Below are 21,271 nucleotides of genomic sequence, written 5' to 3'. Positions count from 1 at the left end.
GAGGTAAAGAAGACGGATGAACATATTGCTGTCGTTTGTCGGGAAACAGGACCCCATTTCCGAAAAGACGAATAAAGAGGGTGCGGTGCTCACACTGTGCAAGCATTTACAACCGGACCTTGTTTACCTTTTCCCTACTGCTGAAGGGCCTGGTGTTCGTGATGCCACGGAATCGAATGCTTACGCCACCAAGGAATTGCTGCCGGAAGTGTCGCCTCGCAGCACGTGTTACGTTCGATCGCTTTACCTTAAAGACCCAACTGATTTCTCCGAGTTGATGCCAAGTGTGAAAGAAGAGGTGAGGAAAATTCTAGCGGGGTTAGAGGAAGAGAAGAAGAACGGTCAAGACGTTCAGATCCATCTTAACTGTTCTTCTGGGACACCCCAAATGCAAACGTGCTGGTACGTCCTGGCCAATAGCGGGTATATACCCGGAGCGCGGCTGTGGCAAGTAAAGAATCCTGATCTTTCGTCACCGGAAGAGCGCATTCGGGAAATCCAGCTAAATTTCCTCGAGGAAGAAAACAGTCTCAGCCGTATTCGTCACTGTTTGCCGGAGTTTTTGTTTGGCGTCATGGTGAACGAATGCCGGCGACTGCAGGAAATTAGCGTGTTTAGTTCGCGTCGGCTTGCGGCGGAACTTGTGGCGAACATTTTCGAGGCGTATCGCAAATGGGACTTGCTGAAATATCGGGAGGCATATGAAAAGCTGGCCTCCATTGAACGGCGGTGGCGGGCGACCAGAGACGCCGGTACCATCGCGGAGAGCTTGCGAAAGCAGGTCGATTACCTCAAACGCCTTGAACCCGAAAAGGATAAGGAAACACCCCACAACCTGGTGGACATTTATTTCAACGCCCAGCGCTGTTTTGCCCGTCGGGCGTATGCCGACGTGCTGGCCCGGTTTTGGCGGATCTTTGAAGGAGTGGTTTACTATCGTCTCCGTGAAAAATGGGGGGTTGAACCTCGGAATTTGAGCGAAAGTTCAAGTGCCCAAAACCGCGAAGCCGTTGCGACCTTGAACAAGTCTCGGAATATGCTAGATCGGGCCACTGGGCTTAAAGCTCTTAAGGAGGTCTTGAAAGATAAAGAATTTGTTCAGATACTTGAGCTGGAGGTCAATGCGCAGAGAAGCAATTCGGTGCAAAAAATGAAACTGGCAAAGCTTCTCGACGAATTGACGGAAAAACGGCATGCTTCCGTGGTGGCACACGGCATGAAACCGGTGTCGGAAGAAGACGCTGTAAACGGCTTGGCCGCCGCCAAAACGCTGTTGTCCAACCTGTTGCCGAATGGAGATGCGCTGCTTGTCTCTTATCCCTTGCAGCGTGCCCAGATTGAGCAGCTGATCGACTACTTGGCTAAGAGTTGATCGCAAGGTGTCGTCGACCTCCCGGCTTTTTTGCACGATTGGAGGTCGACGACATATTCAATGTGATTGAGCAAACGAAAAGCTTGATGTAGCAAGGTTTTTGAATGGGGTTTTGACCTGAGTTATAAGGGACGGAAACCGACGTTGGAAGGTGTGTTTGCATCGCCGTCGATGGCCAGTTTTGACCTGAGTTATAAGGGACGGAAACAGTATAGTTGGTAGATCTAGAATATCACCACTTCCAGTTTTGACCTGAGTTATAAGGGACGGAAACTCTGATTGTTGGTGTTGTGTTCGTTGTGGGGGTCAGTTTTGACCTGAGTTATAAGGGACGGAAACACGCTGCGCGCGCGTCTTTCGGGAAAGAGACGCGGGAAGTTTTGACCTGAGTTATAAGGGACGGAAACACGGTGATCACACTCATTCGGTGTCACCCTTCCGAGTTTTGACCTGAGTTATAAGGGACGGAAACCTGTCTTATGTGTTGTACGGTGCGCAACATCTCCTGGTTTTGACCTGAGTTATAAGGGACGGAAACAGGAGGCCCACCAAGAGCTGGCGAGCATGTACCTCGGTTTTGACCTGAGTTATAAGGGACGGAAACCCAATGCTGGCGCGTCATCTGTGCAAACAATTGCGCCCGGGTTTTGACCTGAGTTATAAGGGACGGAAACCGGAATGTATCTAACACCGATTCTGGCAGTGTTTGAGGAGTTTTGACCTGAGTTATAAGGGACGGAAACAACCATTCCGGTTGGACGAGCCAGAACGAGTCATAGTTTTGACCTGAGTTATAAGGGACGGAAACCTCACATCATCTGCCCATTTCCGCCGTGCCTTGGGAAGTTTTGACCTGAGTTATAAGGGACGGAAAACGCCCAGCGGATCTGACCATCTACCGTCATGTACGGGTTTTGACCTGAGTTATAAGGGACGGAAATCACGCGGAGGCGATAATGGACCCCGAGGACGTCGGCGTTTTGACCTGAGTTATAAGGGACGGAAACGTTCCAGTCAAAAGAACTGTTTTGGTTTGCCTTTACGGTTTTGACCTGTGTTATAAGGGACGGAAACTTCCTGTCCCATCACGCGGGAAGAAAGATACGCTTTGTTTTGACCTGAGTTATAAGGGACGGAAACCGTTCCTCCACGTTCAGGTTCTCAAGGGCACACTCGATGTTTTGACCTGAGTTATAAGGGACGGAAACATGCCGAGCACGGTCACTATCGGGATGATCCAGTCCGTTTTGACCTGAGTTATAAGGGACGGAAACAACGTCGGTACCCTCTTTTCAAACGGCTCGCTCTAGGGTTTTGACCTGAGTTATAAGGGACGGAAACCCGCTCGGAGATGGGCTTCGCGCGCCCGACGGTCGTTTTGACCTGAGTTATAAGGGACGGAAACCGGGTCATCCCCGTGAATTCCAGCTCCACACCGAAGTTTTGACCTGAGTTATAAGGGACGGAAACCTGCCATCATGTGATTCACCGCCCCTCGCCGTGGTATGAGTTATAAGGGACGGAAACTTTCCATCCACGACTTCCTCCTTCGGACGAAGCTCGAGTTTTGACCTGAGTTATAAGGGACGGAAACGCCAACTCCTCGAGCGGCAGGTTTGATGTGTATATCGTGGTTTTGACATGAGTTATAAGGGACGGAAACCTGCTTCGGCTCGCCTGCTCCCGGGATTTCGACCTTGTTTTGACCTGAGTTATAAGGGACGGAAACCGGAAGAAAAACGGCCTGTGTCCTTAGTGCGGCGGCGGTTTGACCTGAGTTATAAGGGACGGAAACCGAAAATATTCCTGGCACCGTCGACAGTACGACGGTGGGTTTTGACCTGAGTTATAAGGGACGGAAACGGTTCCAGATGGCCGGGTTCCAGGGAAGGTCAACATGTTTTGACCTGAGTTATAAGGGACGGAAACCCGAGCGGGCGAGTTCCAGCGCTCCCTCGGCATCACCGGTTTTGACCTGAGTTATAAGGGACGGAAACGTAACGCTCCGAATACGAGCTATCCGCCATCGCCGTCGTTTTGACCTGAGTTATAAGGGACGGAAACTCACGTGGGATGGCCATGTACTGCTTGCCGTCCACTTCGGTTTTGACCTGAGTTATAAGGGACGGAAACAGATAGACACGATACATAACCTCGTGTAAATGTGCGAGGTTTTGACCTGAGTTATAAGGGACGGAAACAGTCCGGCCAACGCGCCGGGCTTCACTTACGACGGCCGGGTTTTGACCTGAGTTATAAGGGACGGAAACGAGCTCGGTACTCTCACTTCACACGGCTCGCTCTTTGGGGTTTTGACCTGAGCTATAAGGGACGGAAATTCGTAGGGCAGCCCGAGCTGCACCAGCATATTCGCCGTTTTGGCCTGAGCTATGGAAGCTCGTAACCTTCAAGCGGGTAGTTCATCGTTTTTTGTGGTTTTGACCTGAGCTGTAGCGGGCGGAAACAATCGCTCCATGATCCTCAGCAGAATGGCCGCCGCCAGGTGTTTTGACCTGAGCAATAGGGGACGGAAAATGCTTGTAAAAGATTTCAAGATCGCATTTGTCCGTGCCGTTTTGACCCGAGCTATAGGGGACGGAAACTAACTATTCTTCACCCACTCTAAGCTGCTAGCAAAAAAATCCCCTTGCGCATTTAGGAGAAATGGTGTATAGTTAACCATGCGTTGTCGATCCATGAGCCGTTAGCTCAGTTGGTAGAGCACCTGACTTTTAATCAGGGTGTCGCAGGTTCGAGTCCTGCACGGCTCACCAATCTTGTGCGGTCGTGGTGGAATTGGCAGACACGCTGTCTTGAGGGGGCAGTGGCCTTCGGGCCGTGCGAGTTCGAGTCTCGCCGACCGCACCATACATAACGAAACGTAAGCTGTTCGCCGCGGCGCGAACAGCTTTTTTGCTGCGCAAACGAGGAATTTTTTTCTTGCCTGATTTGTTAATCTAGTCGTATAATGAGGTTAACAATTCCGCGAAGGAAGCGCGCGAAACCACAAACGGGAGGATGCGGACAGGTGGCGGAACAGCCCTTTTCGTACGAGACGCTGCGCGAATTCAACGTGCGGCACCTGTGGAATCCGTTTACGCAAATGAAGGACTATTGCGAAGACGAACCCGTCATCATCGAGCGCGGCGAAGGGGTGCGTCTCTTCGACGTACGCGGGAGGGCGTACTGGGACGGGTATGCCTCGCTGTGGCTCAACGTGCACGGGCACAACGTCCCCGAGCTGAACCAGGCCATCATCGACCAGCTTGGTAAGGTGGCCCACGCCACGCTCCTCGGCAGCGCCAACGTGCCGGCGGTGCTCCTGGCCAAGCGCCTGGCCGACATCGCCCCGCCGGGGCTGACGAAGGTGTTCTTCTCCGACAGCGGGGCCGAGGCGGTGGAGATCGCCGTCAAGATGGCCTTCCAGTACTGGCGCAACATCGGTCGCCCGGAAAAGCAGTGGTTCGTGACGATGACCTGCGCCTACCACGGCGACACGCTGGGGGCGGTAAGCGTCGGGGCCATCGAGACCTTCCATGGCCTGTACCGGCCGCTGCTGTTCCCGACCCTCCGCGTGCCCTATCCGTACGTCTACCGCCACCCCTCGGGCGACCCGGAAGCCTGCGCCGCCGACTGCCTGGCCCAGCTCGACCGGGTACTGGAAGAGAAGGCCGGGGAGATCGCCGCGCTGATCGTCGAGCCGATCATGCAAGGGGCGGCAGGGATGATCCGCATGCCCGCGGGGTTCCTGCGCGCCGTGGCCGAGCGGTGCCGGGCCCATGACGTGCTCCTCATCTGCGACGAGGTGGCCACCGGCTTCGGTCGCACCGGGCGGATGTTCGCCGTCGAGCACGAGGGGGTGACGCCGGATTTCCTCACGCTGGGCAAGGGGATCACCGGCGGGTATTTGCCCGTCGCGGCCACGCTGACCACCGACCGGGTGTACGACGCCTTCTACGCCGATTACCACGAGGGGAAGACCTTCTACCACGGCCACTCGTACACCGGCAACCCCCTCGGCTGCGCCGTGGCCCTGGCCAACCTCGACCTGTTTGAGCAGCGTGACCTGGTGGCCCACGTGCAGCGGATGGCCGCGCACGTCGCCGGCCGGCTTGTAGAGGTGGCGGAACTGCCCCACGTCGGCGACGTGCGCCAGGCCGGGCTGATGGTGGGCATCGAGGTGGTGCGCGATAAGGCCACCAAGGAGCCCTTTGATCCCGTGCGGCGCGTCGGGTGGCGCATCTGCCGCCGGGCGCGCGACCTGGGGCTCCTGACGCGGCCCCTCGGCGATGTTGTGGTGTTCATGCCGCCGCTCGCTAGCCGGCGGGAGGAACTGGACGCCATGTTGGGCATCCTGCACCGGGCCATTGCCGAGGTGACGGAGGAGGAGGCGAAACGTTCGTGAGCGGGCTCTTCATCACCGGAACCGACACCGACGTGGGCAAAACCTTTGTCGGCGCGTGCCTAGCTGCTGCCTTGCGCCGCCGCGGGCGCGATGTGGGGGTGATGAAGCCGGCGCAAAGCGGTTATGCGCCCGGCGATCCGGCCAGCGACGCGGCGCGCCTCGCGCGGTGGGCGGGGGTGGACGATCCCCCCGACCTCGTCTGCCCCTTCGCCTACGAGGAACCGCTGGCGCCGGAGGTGGCCGCCGCGCGGGCCGGGCGGTCGGTCGACCCTGTCCGGGTGCGCGGGGCGCTGGCGGAACTGGCGCGCCGGCACCGCCACCTGCTCGTGGAAGGGGCCGGGGGCCTGCTCGTGCCTCTTGCCCCGGGGTGGACGGTGGCCGACCTCGCCGTGGAGGCGGGCTTTCCGCTGCTCGTCGTCGCCCGGCCGGGACTGGGGACGGTCAACCACACGCTGCTCACGGTCTTTTACGCCCGGTCGCGCGGCCTGGAGGTGGCCGGAGTGGTGCTGAACGGCTACGCGGAGCCCCTCGGGGTGAGCGAACAGGTCAACCCGTCCCTCATCGAGCGCTACGGCGATGTGCCGGTGATCGGCCGCCTGCCGCGCCTTCCCGCCCTGCCGGAGCCGGAGGAGGCGGCGGAATGGGCCGAGCGGCACCTCGACCTGGCGGCGGTGGAGGCGTGGCTGGACCGCCCGGCGGCGGGCAAGCAGGCCGCGGGGGAGGGACGCGCGCGGTGAGCCTTTCCCTTGACACTGTGCTCGCCGAGGAACTGGCCGCTTGCGACCGGGACGGCCTGCGCCGCCGCCTGGTGGTGACCGATCACGCCGGTCCCTACGCCCTACGCGGCGGGCGAAGGCTTCTGAATCTTTCGTCCAACAACTACCTTGGGCTGGCCGACCACCCGGATCTGAAGGAAGCCGCCCGGGCGGCGGCCGAGCGCTGGGGTACGGGGGCCGGCGCCTCGCGCCTCGTGACCGGTCATTTGCCCCTGGCGGCGGAATTGGAGGAGGCCGTGGCACGGTGGAAGGGGACGGAGGCGGCAGTGGTCTTCACCAGCGGGTACGCGGCCAACGTCGGCGTCATCCCGGCCCTGGTGGGGCGGGGCGACGTCGTCTTCAGCGACCGGCTCAACCACGCCAGCATTGTTGACGGCATCGTCCTGTCGCGGGCCCACCACGTGCGTTACCGCCACAACGACGTGGAGCACCTGGAGTACCTGCTGAGGAAGGTGCCCCGCGAGGCGCGCAAGCTGATCGTCACCGACGCCGTGTTCAGCATGGACGGCGACGCCGCACCCCTCGAAGACCTGGTGGCCCTCAAGGAACGCTACGGCGCGTGGCTGATGGTCGACGAGGCCCACAGCGCCGGTCTCCTCGGCCCTCGCGGCGCCGGATTGGTGGCCGCCCTTGGGCTCACCGACGTTGTGGAGGTGCAGATGGGAACCTTCAGCAAGGCCCTGGGTTCCCTTGGCGCCTATGTAGCCGGCTCGCGCGCGCTCATCGGCTGGCTGGTGCAGCGGGCACGCTCGCTCGTCTACTCGACAGGCCTGCCGCCGGCGGTGCTGGCTGCCTCGCTGGCCGGGCTGCGCTTGGCCCAGGAGGAGTCGTGGCGGCGGGAGAAGGCGCTGGCCCTTGCCGCGCGGTTTCGCGCCGCGCTGCGGACGGCCGGCCTTGCCGGGGGCGACGGGCCATCGGCCATCGTGCCGCTCATCGTCGGCAGCAGCAGGGCGGCGCTGGCGGTCAGCCGCGCCCTGGAGGAGCAGGGCGTCCTGGCCGTGGCCATCCGCCCGCCGACGGTGCCCGAGGGTACGGCGCGCCTTCGCTTTTCGTTTACTGCTCTCCACGACGAGGACGACGTGGAGCGGGCCGCCCGCGTGGCGATCGACGCGGTGCGCGCCTTGGGGGGACCGGAGGCGTGAAGGATCTGAGCGCGAGGGGTGCCGGGACACAAGACACGGGACGGGTGGGCGCCTTCGTGTGGGTGCCGGGCTGGGGCATGCCGCCCGCGGTGTGGATGCCGGTGTGGCCGCATCTCGCCCACGCTGCGGTCCACGTGGCGGTGGACTGGGCGGGGTGCCGCGCGCCGGGGGACTTTTCCCACGTCGTTCGTACGGCCGTTGCCCAGGCGCGGGAGGCGAGTCGGGGCCCGGTGGCGGTCGTCGCCTGGTCGCTGGGCAGTCTGGTGACCCTCTCGATTGCCCGGGAAATGGCAGACGACGTGGTTGCCCTGGTGCTCGTCGGGGCCACGGCGCGCTTCGTGACGGCCCCCGACTGGCCGCACGGCTGGGATGCGCGGGTCCTGCGCCGTTTCGCCCGTCGCTTTGCGCGCAACCCGCTCGCCACCTGGCGGGGCTTCGTAGCCAGCCTGTTCGGACCGGGCGAGCGGGTGGAGGCGGCCGCCGTCTGCCAGCGGCTCTTCACTTCCCCGCCGCCGGCGGAGGAAGGGCTGGCCGGTTTGACCGTGCTGGCGGAGGGCGACGCGCGGGAGGAGCTGGCGCGGTGCCGTGTACCGGTGCGCCTCCTGCACGGCTCGACCGACGCGGTGTGCCCGCTGTCCGGGGCGCGCGACTTGGCCGATGCACTGCCGAACGCGCATCTCACGGTGTGGAACGGCGCGGGCCACGCCCCGCACCTGGTCCGCCCGTCCGCCTTTGCCCGCTGGCTGGAGACCGAGCTGGCAACGGTACAGCGATCCGCCGACACGGGGCACGGGTACGGCGGTGCGGGACGTGCGCAGCGGGTGGACGTGCCGAGCTGATCCACGGAAGGAGGCCCAGCGATGCTGATGCACACGTCCGTCAATCCCGTTGACAAGCAGGCGGTGCGCCGCCACTTCGGCCGAAGGGCCCGCGAGTACGACGGCTACGCCGAGGTGCAGCGAGCCATGGCCGACGCCCTGCTGGAACACCTTGCCGCCGTGGAGGGGGACGCATTGGCGGTGCGCACGGTACTGGACGTCGGGTGCGGTACGGGCTACCTGACGCGGAAGCTTCTCGACCGGTACCCCCGGGCCTGCTGCACGGCGGTCGACCTGGCCGAGGAGATGCTCGCCGTGGCCCAGGAACGGCTGGCCACTTCCCGCGTGCGGTGGGTGTGCGCCGACATTGAACAATGGGTGCCCGAGGGCCCCGTCGACCGCGTCGTGTCCAACGCCACCTTCCAGTGGCTCACCGAGCCCGCGCGCACGCTGCGGACGCTGGCGGACGCCCTGACCCCGGGCGGACATTTGGCCTTTGCCACTTTCGGCCCGCGCACCTTTTGGGAGTTGGACCAGGCCTTCGCCGCTGCCGGCGACGTGGGAACGCCGCGCCGCGGACCGGTGTTTTTCGCAGCGGGGGATTGGGCGGCGATGGTGCGGGATGCCGGGCTGGATGTGCGCCTCATCCGGGAGGCCCAGTGGCAAAAGCGCTATCCGACGGTGCGGGCCTTCCTGGATACGGTGAAGCGCACCGGCGCGAACCACGCCCCGGAGGGCCTGCCGCGCGCCAGCCGCCGCATCCTGCTGGGAATGCTCGAAGCCTACGAGCGGCTCTTTGGCGGACCGGACGGCGTGCCGGCTACCTACCACGTGGTGTGGATCGTTGCCCGGCGTGCCCCATGAGGCACGGGGAAAAGCAACGAAAAAGAGGAGGCGGGATTGTGCATTCGCAAACGGTAACGCAGGGCGCGACGGCGCGGGGATGGGCGTTCTGGGAGCAGCTTGCCGACAAAGCCATCGCGGGCGAGCCGCTAACCCGCGGGGAAGCGCTGGCCGTCCTTCAGGCCGATGACGACGAGCTGCTGGCCATCCTGCATGCCGCCTACCGCGTGCGCCGCCATTACTACGGCAAGCGCGTGCGCCTGAACATGATCATCAACGCCAAGAGCGGGTTGTGCCCGGAAGATTGCGGCTACTGCTCCCAGTCGATCGTCTCCAAGGCGCCGATTGCCAAGTATCCGATGCTGTCCAAGGAGGTACTTGTAGAAGGAGCGCGCAAGGCAGCCGAACTCCAGGCGGGGACGTACTGCATCGTCGCCAGCGGCCGCAGCCCCACCGAACGGGAGCTCCAAACGGTGATCGAGGCTGTCAAGGAGATCAAGGCCGAGCTGAACCTGACGGTGTGCGCGTGCCTGGGCATCCTCACGGAAGAGCAGGCCCGCGCCCTCAAAGAGGCGGGGGTGGACCGCTACAATCACAACCTCAACACGAGCGAAGGCCACTACGCCAACATTGCCACCACCCACACCTACGCCGACCGCGTGGCCACGATCCGCAACGTGATCAAGGCCGGCATCTCGCCCTGTTCGGGCTGCATCATCGGGATGGGCGAGTCGCCCGCGGACGTGGTGGAGCTGGCCTTTGCCGTGCGCGAGCTGGATATCGACTCCATCCCCATCAACTTCCTGCACGCCATCCCCGGCACGCCCCTCGAACACCTCAACGAGCTGACGCCCACCTACTGTCTGAAGGTGGTGGCCCTGTTCCGCTTCGTGAACCCGACCAAGGAAATCCGCGTCGCCGGCGGGCGGGAAGTGAACCTGCGCACGCTGCAGCCGCTGCTCCTCTACGCGGCCAACTCCATCTTCATCGGCGACTACCTGACCACGGAAGGACAGGCGCCGCCGGCGGACTACCAGATGCTGGAGGACTTGGGGTTTGAAATCGCCTAAAAGGGAGGGACGTGGCTGTCCCTCCCTTTGCCGTGTTCCCCGTTGGGTCTTCCGTCACCGCGCCGCGCTGCCGACCTGCTGGGCGACGCGGGCCATGCGCCGCGCCGCTTCGCGAATGCGCGCTTCGGGGGCGAGCAGACCCACGCGCACGTACCCTTCGCCGCACGACCCGAAGCCGATGCCCGGCGCCACCGCCACATGGGCCTCCTCCAGCAGAAGGTCGGCGAAGCCGGCCGAGGTGAATCCCTTCGGCACAGGCAGCCACACGAAGAAGGAACCTTCGCACGGCAGGAGGTCCCACCCCGCCGCCCGCAGCTCGCTGTAGAGGGCGTCGCGCCGCCGCTGGTAGGTGGCCACCAGCTCGCGCACGCAATCTTGCGGACCGGTGAGGGCGGCCACGGCCGCCATTTGCACGGCACCGAACAGGCTGCAGTAGTAGTGGTCCTGGATCAGGTTGATCAGGCGGATCACGTCCCGGTTGCCGAGGGCGAAGCCGACGCGCCAGCCGGCCATGTTGTATGTTTTGGACAGCGTGTAGAACTCCACGCCCACCTCCTTCGCCCCGGGACGGCTCAGGAAGCTGACCGGCTTGCGGCCGTCGAACCCGATGGCCCCGTAGGCGAAGTCGTGGGCGACGACGATGTTATGCTCGTCGGCGAAGCGGATGACGTCGTCGAAGAAGGTTTCCGGGGCGCACGCGCCCGTCGGGTTGTTCGGGTAGTTCAGGAACATCAGCTTGGCCCGCTGCCGCGCCGCATGCGGAATGCGCGCGAGGTCGGGCAGGAAGCCGTTTTCCCGTGAAAGGGGCATGGTTACCATTTCCGCCCCGGCGATGGCGATGCCCGACCAGTAGTCGGGGTAGCCGGGGTCAGGCACGAGGCAGACGTCACCTGGGTCGAGCAGGCACTGTGCGATTTCCACCAGGCCGGCCTTCGCTCCGAAAAGGATGGCCACTTCCGCTTCCGGGTCCAGCTCAACACCGTGTTCGCGCCGGTACCAGTCAGCGATGGCCGCCTTGAGCGCCGGCAGTCCCGTAAACGGCGGATAGCGGTGATGGCGCGGGTCCTCCGCCGCCGCCTGCAAGGCCTTGACGATATGCGGAGGTGTCGGCAGGTCGGGGTTGCCCTGGCCCAGGTTGATCAGGTCGGCTCCCGACGCGCGCACGCGGCTTACCTTGGCCACAAGGGAAGCGAAAAACTGGGTGGGGAGCCGTCGCAGTTGCTGAGAAGGTTGCACGGTGATGCCCATGGTCGGTCTTCCTTTCGCTGTGGTCGGATTGGAGTGGTTGCAAAGAGCGGTTGCCTCTTTCGGGGAAAAACCATTATTCCTAATCTTAGCACGAGAATTTCGAAAGGGGAAAGAACATGAGCAGTTCAAACGGAACGCCGGTCCGGAGCGGGCACGCCACGCGGGCCTACGCAGACGTGCCGACCCCGGCCTTGCTCATCGATCTCGAACGCCTGGAGGCCAACCTGCACCGCATGCAGGAGCGCGCCCGTCGCGCCGGCGTGAAGCTGCGCCCCCATGCCAAGACACACAAGTCGGTGGCCGTGGCGCGGCGGCAGCTCGAGCTCGGCGCCGCCGGCCTGACGGTGGCCAAGGTGAGCGAGGCGGTGGCCTTGCTCCCGAGCGGCGTGCGCGACCTGTTTGTTTGCACGCCGGTTGTGGACGAGGAAAAGCTGCGCCAACTGGCCCGCCTGGTTGCGGAGGGCGTGCGCGTCCGCGTGGCCGTCGACCATCCGGTGCACGTCGAGCGCCTTCTGGCGGTGTTCGGGGAGGACATCCCCCTCGAGGTGATGGTTGAGGTGGACACTGGCCAGCACCGCGCCGGGTTGGCGCCGGATGCGGCCGTGGCGTTCACCCAGTGGGTGCTCTCCTGGCGGCCGCAGGTGCGCGTGGCCGGCCTGTTCACCCACGAGGGGCACGTCTACGGCGGCGCAACCGTCGAGGAGATGCGCCGCCTGGCCGAGGCGGCGCAACGGGCGATGCTGGAGGCGGGGCGGGCCCTTTCCGCGCGCACGGGACGGACCTTTGAGCTGTCGGTCGGGTGCACACCGGCGCTGTTGGTTGGGGAGATCCTGCCGGGGATCACCGAGATCCGTCCCGGCGTATACGCCTATTTCGACCGTTCCCAGGCCCTCGTGCGCGGCGAGTGGGAATCGTGTGCGGCGACGGTATTGGCCACGGTGATGACGGTGCGCGACGGCGAGCGCCTGGTGCTGGACGCGGGGGCCAAGGCCCTGGGGTCCGACCCGGTCAACACCGGGCCGCCGGGGCGCCACCCGGGATACGGCGTGCTGAAGGACCACCCCGCCTGCTTCGTGACCCGCGTGTCCGACGAACACGGCATCATCACCCCGTGGACGGCGGCGCTTGTCGTGGGCGATCGCGTTGAGGTGATTCCCAACCACATCTGTCCCGTTGTCAACCTGTACGACCGCGCCTATGCTGTGCGGAACGGCCGGGTTGTGGGTGAGCTCGACATCGCCGCGCGGGGCTGCAGCCGGTAGCAGCACCCGACGCGACGGTGTGGTGGGGACGCTGCCGGCCGTTCAAGATGCGGCCCGGCCTACCGAAGGGCGTAGTATTCCCGCGTAAACTGCCGGAAGAGGCGCGCCGTTCCCCGCTGCAGGTACGGCGGCGACAGGAGGTAGGTCACAAACCGGACGGAGGCCAGCTCCTGAACGGGAACGGCGACGATGCGCCCGGCGGCCACGTCGTCCTGCACGTAGGATTCGGGAAGGAAGGTGACCCCCAGCCCTGCTTCCACCATTTTTTTCAGCGTGGTGAAACTGTCCACCTCCAGGCGGATGTGCGGCCGTACGCCGGATTCAGAAAAGATGCGGTCGAGGAAATCGCGGTAGTATGTGCCGGGGGAAAACAGCAAAAACGGCTGACCGTCCAGCGCGGAAACAGACAGCGGCGACGGCGCGTGGGCCAGCGGATGGTGGGCAGGAACGGCGAGGATGATCGACTCCGTCTCCAGGGGCAGGGCCTCCAGGTAGGGATGGTGGAACTGGTCGGCGGCGATAAAGGCCAGGTCCACTTCGCCGTTTTCCAAGGCCATCACCATCTCGTGGGCGCGACCGGTCTTGACGTTGACGTCGATCTCCGGGTACTGGCGGGTGAACGGGGCAAGCAGCGGGGGCAACACGTGCTGCAGGGTGGTGAGCCCTGCGCCGAGCGTCAGCGGGCCGCGCGTCGGCGTCTCCATGGCGACCAGCTCATCGGTGAGGCGGCGCACGGCCCCCACCACCTCGACGGCCGTCTGGTACGCCCGCCGGCCCGCCGGGGTGAGCACGAGATGCTTGCCGCGCCGCTCAAAGAAGGCGGTGCCGAAGCGCTCCTCCAGCTTTTTGATCGCGCGCGACAGGGTGGGTTGCGTGATGTGCAGCCGGTCGGCGGCTCGGTTCATGCTGCCTTCCTCGACGATGGCCACGAGCATTTCCAGCTGCTCGTACAGCACGGGTTTGGCCTCCTCTCTTATACCAAAGGCGAATAAGTAGTCCGATAAAAATGGCATTTCCATTATAACAAGATCTCGGTTACCATATTGGTACAGAAAAACGCATTCAGTGGATGGGTACCGGTTTCACGAGCGCCAAAAGGAGGATGAAGTCATGGGCTTGCTGTACCAGCTCGTGATGGCGCAGAAGAAAAAGGGGCAGTCCGCGGTCAAGCCGCAGGCCTCCGATGCGAAGAAGAGCCAGAAATAAGGGCGCGGATCGCGGCGCTGGGGTGGAGAGGCCTTTTGGGCGCACTGACCGTGAGGGGAGAGACGGAGGCGCGAGGGCGCAACGGAACAGCAGAACGGGGAGAAGGAAGCGCGGAGGCTCGTGGGAGCTTCCTTTTTTGTTGGGAAGGGGGGACGCGCGTCATGGGCGAGGAAGGAGTTGTGACCGAGCCGGATGGGCGAGGGATCGCGCAAGGGGCGATCCGCATTCTGTATGAAGATGAGGACCTCCTGGTCGTCGACAAGCCGCCAGGACAATGCATGCACCCCACGGTCCACCATCCGCGCGGGACGCTGATGGACGCGGTGCTCGCCTACTGGGCCGCGCGCGGCGAAACGCGCGCCTTTCATCCGGTGACGCGCCTCGACGTGGGGACGTCGGGGGCGACGCTCATCGCCAAGTCCCCCGCGGCGCACGCCCAACTGGCCCGTTTGCAGGCGGCGGGGGCGGTGCGGAAAACCTACCTGGCCTGCGTAGAAGGCCGGGTGCCGCGAAGTTCAGGTGTTATCGACGCGCCCATCGGCCGGGTCCCCGGTTCGATTATCCAGCGCGCCGTGCGGCGGGACGGACAGCCGGCCTGCACCCGCTATCGTGTGGCTGTGCGCTACGCCGCAGGAACGCTGCTGATCAGCCGGCCGCTGACAGGACGCACGCACCAGATCCGCGTCCACCTGGCGCATCTGGGCCATCCCCTGTTTGGGGACGACCTGTATGGAGGTGCGCGGACGGCCATCGCGCGCCCGGCGCTTCACGCGTGGCGCCTCGCCTTTCCCCACCCGCGTACCGGCGAGCTGGTGCGCCTCACCGCACCGCTGCCCGAGGACTTCCGTCGCCTGCTCGAGCGGTTGGCCGACCCGTTTTCCTCCCCATGCGGGGGATGACTGTAGTAAGATAGAAAAGCGTGGACCGAAAGGAAGCAGCCCCCCACGAGGAGGAACACGCATGGACGAAACCTGGCCGATGCCAATGGCCGCCTTGGCCCTGTCGGAAGCGGAACGGCAGAAGAAAATCCGCGAGGCATGGGAGCGTTCGCGTCGTTACGGCGTGCCGAAGGGCTGCTTGCCCACCGTCGCGCCCGTCCCGCCGGAAGAGCTGGCTCGCCGGAAAGCGCACAACCGGATCTTGCTGGATGTGGCCCAGCCGTTCCTCGACCATCTGTTTGAGCAGATCAAGTCGCGTTTCATCGTCGTGATCTGCGACGCCGATGGCATTCTGCTCCACTGTCGGGGTGAACGCCTGCCCGATCCCCTCTTGCAACACCATACCACCGAGGGCCTGTGTTGGAAGGAGTCGGTGTACGGTGCTAACGCGTTGGGGACGGCCCTGGCAACGGGTGAACCGATGTCGATGGTGGGGCGGGAGCACTACTGCGAGGCGTTCTACGACATGACGTGTGCGGCCACCCCGCTCCGGGACGCGGAAGGCCGGCTGATCGGGGGACTGGCCGTTGCCGCGTACCGGGAGGAGCACAGCCCGTATCTTTTGGGGATGGTCCTGTCGACGGGGTATGCCATCGAACAGGCGTATCTGCTCAAAAGCCAGAACCTGTACGTCACCCACCTGTTTAACCAGCTGATCCACACGACCGATGAGCCGGTGCTGATTTGCACGGAAGAGGGCGCGATCGAATTGATGAACCGGGCGGCACGGCGCAAGTTCGGCGACTATGAAGGTGCCCCCGTTGACCGCATCTTCTCACGCCACAATGCCATTTCCATCAGCTTGCGCGAACGGCGGTCGCTGCGCGACTTCCGCGAGACCTTTGTCCACCCCGTGACCGGCGAGACGCGGGAGTACCTGTGGGAGACCTTCTGGCTGGACGACAGCGCGCGCGGTGTGCGCCGCTTGGTCGCGTGTGCGCGGGACATTACCCGCGTGGTCGAGCTGGAGCGGGCCCTCAAGCAGATGGAACGGCTCGGCGTGATGGGACGGTTTTCGGCGCAGATTGCCCACGAGATCCGCAATCCGCTGGCCATCATCCGCCTGGCCATGCAACTGATGAAGGAAAAAGGGGTGTTTTCCGGCCCCTATGAAGAGAAGGCCAATCTGATCCTGAACGAATTGGACCGGATCACCGAACTGGTGCAGCATTTTTTGCGGATCTCGAAACCGGCGGTGCCCAAGCGCCGCAAAAGCGACGTGGTGCGCCTGGTATCGGAAACCTGCCGCTTGCTGGAGAGCGAGATGGTCGAAAAGAACATCACCTTGGTGGAACATTACGACGAGGCCGTGCCCTTGATCGACCTCGATCCCGACCAGATCCGCCAGGTGCTCATCAACCTGATCCAGAACGCCATCGAGGCGACCGCCGCTGGCGGGCAGATTACGGTCGCGGTCAACCGGTTGGAGGCCGACGTCCTCATCACGGTGGCCGACACGGGACCCGGCATTTCGACGGAGCGGTGGGACGAGATTTTCGAGCCGTTTTATACCACCAAGCCATGGGGCATTGGGCTCGGGCTGGCCAACAGCAAGGCGATTGTCGAGGCGCATGACGGCACGCTCGACGTAAGCAGCGTACCCGGGGAAGGAACGAAAATTTTCGTGTATTTGCCGATTCACTGATGGATCGAACCCCTCTCGCCAGCCGGGGGGTTCGTTTTTATCTGACAGAATAATTCGTCAAGATGTTCTATTAAGGCATTGTTAACGCTTTCGAATTGTGCTATGATAAGTTTGCCTCGTCGTTTTGTCCTGGGATGAGAGGGGGGGGGGACGCAGGTCAGCCACCAGGGCCGACGCTGAAGCGGAGAACATCCCGACGATTTACCCGGAAAAGGGGGGATGACCATGGCGGGGGCTGCGCAACGGGCTGCCGCTGACGTGCATCCCGAGCAGATGCTGCTGGAGCGGCTCGAAGATCCACGGACGGCCGAACAGTTGGTTCGCTTGCTGGATAAGCTGGATAACGTTGTGTTTCTGCTCGAAATGGTGGAAGGGTTTTTGCGCCGCGGGCCGGAGATCGCCGACTCGATCAACGACATGGTGATTCAATTGCGGCAGGCCCTGTCCGCGTCGGGGCAGCGCGCGCCCTTGGGGAACGTGTTCCATACCGTAGGCCGCCTCCAGGAGTTCCTTGACTCGCCCCAGGTGCAGTCCTTGTTCCGCTCCGACGTGCTCGATGTTCGCTTTGCCCAGGTGGTGGGAAAGCTGGCCCGCGCGATGATCCAGGCTGCCGAGGACGTTTCCCGCGCCGAACCCAAGCGGATCGGGCTGATCGGGCTCATGCGCGCCCTGGGAGACCCTGACGTGCAGGTGGCCCTCCAGTTTGTGCTGAGCTTCGCCAAGCGCCTGTCGCGGGAGCTTCACCATGCATGAGCTGTCCATCGCCCACAGCCTGGCGGAGCTGGCGGCAGAAGAAGCTGAACGCCAGGGTCTGCGACGGATACGGGCCCTCTACGTCAAGCTGGGCGTCCTTTCGGGGGTGGTGAAGGAAGCCTTGGAGTTTTCCTTTGATGTGGTGATTCAAGGAACACCCTTGGAAGGAGCCAGACTGGTCATTGAGGACGTTCCGGTGGTCGTGTACTGCCCCCGTTGTCAGGAAGCGCGCACGCTGCCCGAGCCGTTGCCCATGCGCTGCCCCGTCTGCGGAACGCGAACGGGAGCGGTGCTGCACGGGCGTGAAATGGAGCTGTACGCACTGGAGGGCGAGGAGGGAGCAGGGGATGAGGCCCCGCATCGTCGAGATTCGGCAGAATATTCTTAAGAAGAATGACCTCCTGGCGAGGGAATTGCGCAGGCGCTTTCGCGAAGCCGGCGTCTATGTAGTCAATTTGGTTTCGAGTCCCGGGACGGGAAAGACGACCTTGCTGCGGGAGACGCTTCTGCACCTTGGGAAGCGCTATCGTGTGGCGGCGCTGGTGGGGGATTTGGCAACGGAAAACGATGCCCGGCGGTTGCGCGAGAGCGGTGCCGCGGTGCGCCAGATCACCACGGGCACGGTCTGTCATCTCGAGGCGGAGATGATCGACCGGGCCCTGGAAGGATGGAACCTGGCCGAACACGATTTTCTCTTCATCGAAAACGTCGGCAACCTGGTGTGCCCGGCGAGTTACGACCTGGGGGAAAACGAGCGCGCGGTGCTCTTTTCCGTTACCGAAGGGGAAGACAAGCCGTTGAAGTACCCCACCATCGTCAACAGCGCCGATGTGGCCGTCATCACGAAACTCGACTTGGCCGAGGCGGTGGGGTTTCAGCGGGATCGGTTTTATGAGGGGCTGCATGCGGTCAGGCCGGGCCTGCCGGTAATCGAGGTCTCGGCGCGTACGGGGGAGGGGTTGGCCGGGTGGTTGAACCATCTGGAAGCGGGGTATCTGGCGTTCCGGGAGATGGCGACCCGGACGAGTGGGACTTGAGGCGATGCGATCTGGATTGGAGGTGAGGGGCATGGCCAATGTGCTGTGGATGCACGGGGGCGCCTGTAACGGCAACACCCAGTCGTTCTTGAATGCCGAGGAGCCCACGGTGGTGGATTTGGTCACCGACTTCGGCATCCGCATCCTCTATCACCATTCCCTGTCCCTGGAATTTGGAGATGCCGTCCGCAAAATTCTCGACGGCGTTCTCAACGAGGAGATCCCGCTCGACATCTTCGTTTTTGAGGGGACGGTCATTCAGGGGCCCAACGGAACGGGCCGGTACGACATGTTCTTTGACCGTCCGAAGAAGGACTGGATTTGGGAGCTCGCCCACAAGGCCCAGTACGTTGTGGCCATCGGCGACTGTGCTTGCTGGGGCGGCATTCCGGCGGCGAAACCGAACCCCACCGAGTCCGTGGGCTTGCAATACCTGAAAGAAGAAAAGGGCGGGTTTCTCGGCGCGGATTTCCGCTCGCGGGCGGGCTTGCCGGTGATCAACATTCCCGGCTGTCCCGCTCACCCCGACTGGGTCACACAGATCCTCGTGGCCATCGCCACCGGGAGGGCCGAGGACATCGTCTTGGACGAGCTGCAACGGCCGCAGACGTTCTTCAAGAGCCATACCCATACGGGTTGTACCCGAAATGAATACTTCGACTACAAGGAGCCCGTGGAGGAATTCGGCCAGGGAACGCGGAAGGGCTGTCTGTTCTATGAACAGGGTTGCCGCGGTCCCATGACCCACTCCTCCTGTAACCGTATTCTCTGGAATCGGCAGTCCTCTAAAACGCGGGCGGGCATGCCCTGCATCGGGTGCACGGAGCCGCAATTTCCCTTCTTTGACCTGGCGCCGGGAACCGTCTTCAAGACGCAGAAGGTTTTGGGATCGATTCCCAAGGAAGTGCCGTCGGGCAGCGACCCGCTGAGCTATTCGATTCACGCCGCGGTGGCGCGGGCAGCGGCGCCGAAGTGGGCGAAGGAAGAAATGTTCGTGCCCTGATGCGCGGCGCCTGCCCCCTGCGGCAGTTGGCCGGGAGTGTCGCGCCAATGGGTCAGTCACGGGAAAGAAGGGAGGAAGGGGCATGGCCAAGGAAGTGATCCCTTCGGGCAAGAAGACGGAGGTCAAGGTTCATTCGCTGGGCCGCGTGGAAGGCGACCTGGACGTTCGGGTCGCCCTTGAGGATGGAGTGGTCGTCGATGCTTGGACGGAGGCCACCATGTTCCGCGGCTTTGAGATCATTCTCAAGGGCAAGGATCCCCAGGCGGGCCTCATCGTGACGCCGCGGATTTGTGGCATTTGCGGGGGCAGTCACCTCTACAAATCAGCGTATGCCCTGGATACCGCCTGGCACACGGAAGTCCCGCCCAATGCCACCCTTGTTCGCAATCTGGCGCAAGCGGCGGAAACGATCCAGAGCATCCCCCGGTGGTTTTACGCCCTGTTCGCCATCGGCCTGACACACCGCAAGTATGCGTCTTCCCCGCTCTACGATGAGGTGGTGCGCCGCTGGGCGCCCTTCGAAGGGGAGCACTACGAGATCGGCGTGACGGTTTCGGCCAAACCGGTCGAGATTTATGCCATCTTCGGCGGGCAGTGGCCGCATTCCAGTTTTATGGTGCCGGGTGGTGTGATGTGCGGCCCCACCCTTTCCGACATCACCCGCTCCCTCTCCATTCTGGACTATTACCGCCAAACGTGGTTGGAGAAGGTCTGGCTCGGGTGCTCGATAGAGCGGTGGCTGGAAAACAAGACGTGGCAGGACGTCCTCAACTGGCTGGAGGAAAAACCAGAGCACCGCGATTCCGATCTGGGGCTGTTTCTCCGGTACAGCATGGAGATCGGCTTGGACAAGATCGGTGCGGGGCCGGGACGGTATCTGGCGTATGGTACCTTCTTCCACCCCGAGAAATACCGCTACCCGAACATTGAGGGCCGCAACGGCGCTCTGATTAGCCGCTCGGGCGTGTATGACGGCCAGCAGTTCCACGACTTCGATCAGGAGCGGATCCGGGAAGATCACACCCATTCCTTCTATCGCGGCGGGGCTTCCCTTCACCCCTTCAACGGGGTGACAGAGCCCATCGATCCTGCCGAAGGGCAGAAGGAGGGCAAGTACACCTGGGCCAAAGCGCCGCGGTACGACCTGCCGGGTGTTGGCGAGATCGCGGTTGAAGTCGGGCCTCTGGCACGCCAGGTGATCGCCGGGCGTCCGGGCGCCGAACCGTGGCAAGACTACGACCCGCTCTTCCTGAACATCCTCCAGGAGATTGGGCCGAGCGCCATGGTCCGCGTCTTGGCGCGCATGCACGAGGCGGCGAAATACTACCTGCGCATGCACGAGTGGCTAAAGCAGATCGACCTGAACGAGAAGTTCTACGTCAAGCCGCAGGAGCTGCCGGAAGGGTGGGGGTTCGGCGCGACGGAAGCAGCCCGCGGCGCCCTTGCCGACTGGATCCAGATCAAGGACGGCAAGATCGAAAACTACCAGGTGATCACGCCCACGGCGTGGAACATCAGTCCCCGGGATCGCCACGGAAACCGCGGCCCTATTGAGACGGCGATGATCGGGACGGTGGTGCAAGATCCCGACGATCCGGTGGAGCTGGCCCACATCGCCCAGAGCTACGACTCCTGCTTGGTTTGCACGGTGCATGCGTACGATGCGAAGACGCACAAGCAGCTGGCGCGCTACAAGGTGGGTCCAACCTTCGGGTGAGGCGGGACGGCGTATGCGTGGAGGCTGGCGGGAGGG

17 protein-coding genes, 2 tRNA genes and 1 CRISPR repeat array are annotated in these 21,271 nt (G+C 63.1%); of the genes, 17 read left to right on the top strand and 2 right to left on the bottom strand.

What is annotated here, in order from left to right; translation table 11 throughout:
• The first annotated feature begins 16 nt into the window (after positions 1 to 16).
• The 9 genes from ACYQ0Z_RS00515 to bioB all read left to right on the top strand — a co-directional run bounded on the left by ACYQ0Z_RS00515 (position 17) and on the right by bioB (position 10,426).
• Positions 17 to 1,372: an RNA repair transcriptional activator RtcR family protein gene (locus tag ACYQ0Z_RS00515; RefSeq protein WP_459863341.1), complete on the top strand. Its 1,356-nt coding sequence runs from the start codon at positions 17 to 19 to the stop codon at positions 1,370 to 1,372.
• A 109-nt stretch (positions 1,373 to 1,481) separates the two neighbouring features.
• Positions 1,482 to 3,711: direct repeats of the CRISPR family, unit length 30 nt; unit sequence GTTTTGACCTGAGTTATAAGGGACGGAAAC.
• Positions 3,712 to 4,070: 359 nt separating this feature from the next.
• A tRNA-Lys gene (locus ACYQ0Z_RS00510) sits at positions 4,071 to 4,146 on the top strand.
• A 7-nt stretch (positions 4,147 to 4,153) separates the two neighbouring features.
• Positions 4,154 to 4,240, top strand: a tRNA-Leu gene (locus tag ACYQ0Z_RS00505).
• Positions 4,241 to 4,400: 160 nt separating this feature from the next.
• A complete protein-coding gene (gene bioA, locus ACYQ0Z_RS00500; RefSeq protein ID WP_459863339.1) occupies positions 4,401 to 5,777 on the top strand; it encodes an adenosylmethionine--8-amino-7-oxononanoate transaminase in 1,377 nt (458 codons plus the stop codon).
• Positions 5,774 to 6,514, top strand: a complete 741-nt coding sequence (gene bioD, locus ACYQ0Z_RS00495; protein ID WP_459863336.1) for a dethiobiotin synthase — start codon at positions 5,774 to 5,776, stop codon at positions 6,512 to 6,514. Before bioA ends, bioD begins: the two co-directional genes overlap by 4 nt.
• Complete coding sequence (gene bioF / locus ACYQ0Z_RS00490) at positions 6,511 to 7,695, top strand: 8-amino-7-oxononanoate synthase (RefSeq protein ID WP_459863333.1); 1,185 nt, start codon at positions 6,511 to 6,513, stop codon at positions 7,693 to 7,695. Before bioD ends, bioF begins: the two co-directional genes overlap by 4 nt.
• Complete coding sequence (locus tag ACYQ0Z_RS00485; protein ID WP_459863331.1) at positions 7,692 to 8,534, top strand: alpha/beta fold hydrolase; 843 nt, start codon at positions 7,692 to 7,694, stop codon at positions 8,532 to 8,534. The genes bioF and ACYQ0Z_RS00485 overlap by 4 nt, the downstream gene beginning before the upstream one ends.
• 21 nt (positions 8,535 to 8,555) lie before the next feature.
• Complete coding sequence (gene bioC / locus ACYQ0Z_RS00480; protein ID WP_459863329.1) at positions 8,556 to 9,377, top strand: malonyl-ACP O-methyltransferase BioC; 822 nt, start codon at positions 8,556 to 8,558, stop codon at positions 9,375 to 9,377.
• A 38-nt stretch (positions 9,378 to 9,415) separates the two neighbouring features.
• Positions 9,416 to 10,426 carry a biotin synthase BioB gene (gene bioB, locus ACYQ0Z_RS00475; RefSeq protein ID WP_459863327.1) on the top strand — a complete coding sequence of 337 codons (1,011 nt, stop codon included), beginning with the start codon at positions 9,416 to 9,418 and terminating at the stop codon, positions 10,424 to 10,426.
• 54 nt (positions 10,427 to 10,480) lie between these two features.
• Here the strand turns inward: bioB and ACYQ0Z_RS00470 are convergent, their stop codons facing one another.
• Positions 10,481 to 11,674, bottom strand: a complete 1,194-nt coding sequence (locus ACYQ0Z_RS00470; RefSeq protein WP_459863325.1) for a pyridoxal phosphate-dependent aminotransferase — start codon at positions 11,672 to 11,674, stop codon at positions 10,481 to 10,483.
• A 116-nt stretch (positions 11,675 to 11,790) separates the two neighbouring features.
• Here ACYQ0Z_RS00470 and ACYQ0Z_RS00465 point away from each other — a divergent pair, with 116 nt between their 5' ends.
• A complete protein-coding gene (locus ACYQ0Z_RS00465) occupies positions 11,791 to 12,936 on the top strand; it encodes an alanine racemase (RefSeq protein WP_459863323.1) in 1,146 nt (381 codons plus the stop codon).
• A gap of 59 nt (positions 12,937 to 12,995) precedes the next feature.
• Here the strand turns inward: ACYQ0Z_RS00465 and ACYQ0Z_RS00460 are convergent, their stop codons facing one another.
• On the bottom strand, positions 12,996 to 13,892 hold the full coding sequence (locus ACYQ0Z_RS00460) for a LysR family transcriptional regulator (RefSeq protein WP_459863321.1): 897 nt from the start codon (positions 13,890 to 13,892) through the stop codon (positions 12,996 to 12,998).
• A 411-nt stretch (positions 13,893 to 14,303) separates the two neighbouring features.
• On the opposite strand from ACYQ0Z_RS00460, the gene ACYQ0Z_RS00455 reads away from it, so the two are divergent.
• From ACYQ0Z_RS00455 to ACYQ0Z_RS00425, 7 genes are all read left to right on the top strand, one after another.
• Entirely contained in the window at positions 14,304 to 15,041 is a 738-nt protein-coding gene (locus ACYQ0Z_RS00455; RefSeq protein WP_459863319.1) for an RluA family pseudouridine synthase, read from the top strand.
• 61 nt (positions 15,042 to 15,102) lie between these two features.
• The gene (locus tag ACYQ0Z_RS00450; RefSeq protein ID WP_459863317.1) at positions 15,103 to 16,725 is read left to right on the top strand and encodes an ATP-binding protein; all 1,623 of its coding nucleotides are present in this window, start codon (positions 15,103 to 15,105) and stop codon (positions 16,723 to 16,725) included.
• 225 nt (positions 16,726 to 16,950) lie between these two features.
• On the top strand, positions 16,951 to 17,478 hold the full coding sequence (locus ACYQ0Z_RS00445) for a helical membrane plugin domain-containing protein (RefSeq protein WP_459863315.1): 528 nt from the start codon (positions 16,951 to 16,953) through the stop codon (positions 17,476 to 17,478).
• Positions 17,471 to 17,866: a hydrogenase maturation nickel metallochaperone HypA gene (gene hypA / locus ACYQ0Z_RS00440; protein WP_459863313.1), complete on the top strand. Its 396-nt coding sequence runs from the start codon at positions 17,471 to 17,473 to the stop codon at positions 17,864 to 17,866. Before ACYQ0Z_RS00445 ends, hypA begins: the two co-directional genes overlap by 8 nt.
• Positions 17,826 to 18,515 (top strand): hydrogenase nickel incorporation protein HypB, encoded by a 690-nt coding sequence (gene hypB, locus ACYQ0Z_RS00435; RefSeq protein ID WP_459863311.1) that lies wholly within the window; start codon positions 17,826 to 17,828, stop codon positions 18,513 to 18,515. The genes hypA and hypB overlap by 41 nt, the downstream gene beginning before the upstream one ends.
• Before the next feature lie 31 nt (positions 18,516 to 18,546).
• Entirely contained in the window at positions 18,547 to 19,518 is a 972-nt protein-coding gene (locus tag ACYQ0Z_RS00430) for a hydrogenase small subunit (protein WP_459863309.1), read from the top strand.
• Between the two features lie 82 nt (positions 19,519 to 19,600).
• A complete protein-coding gene (locus ACYQ0Z_RS00425) occupies positions 19,601 to 21,235 on the top strand; it encodes a nickel-dependent hydrogenase large subunit (protein WP_459863307.1) in 1,635 nt (544 codons plus the stop codon).
• Positions 21,236 to 21,271 lie beyond the last annotated feature (36 nt).

This window comes from Calditerricola yamamurae (genome assembly GCF_054654135.1).
Note: the sequence above shows the minus strand (reverse complement) of the source record. Positions and strands in the feature narration are given on the sequence as shown.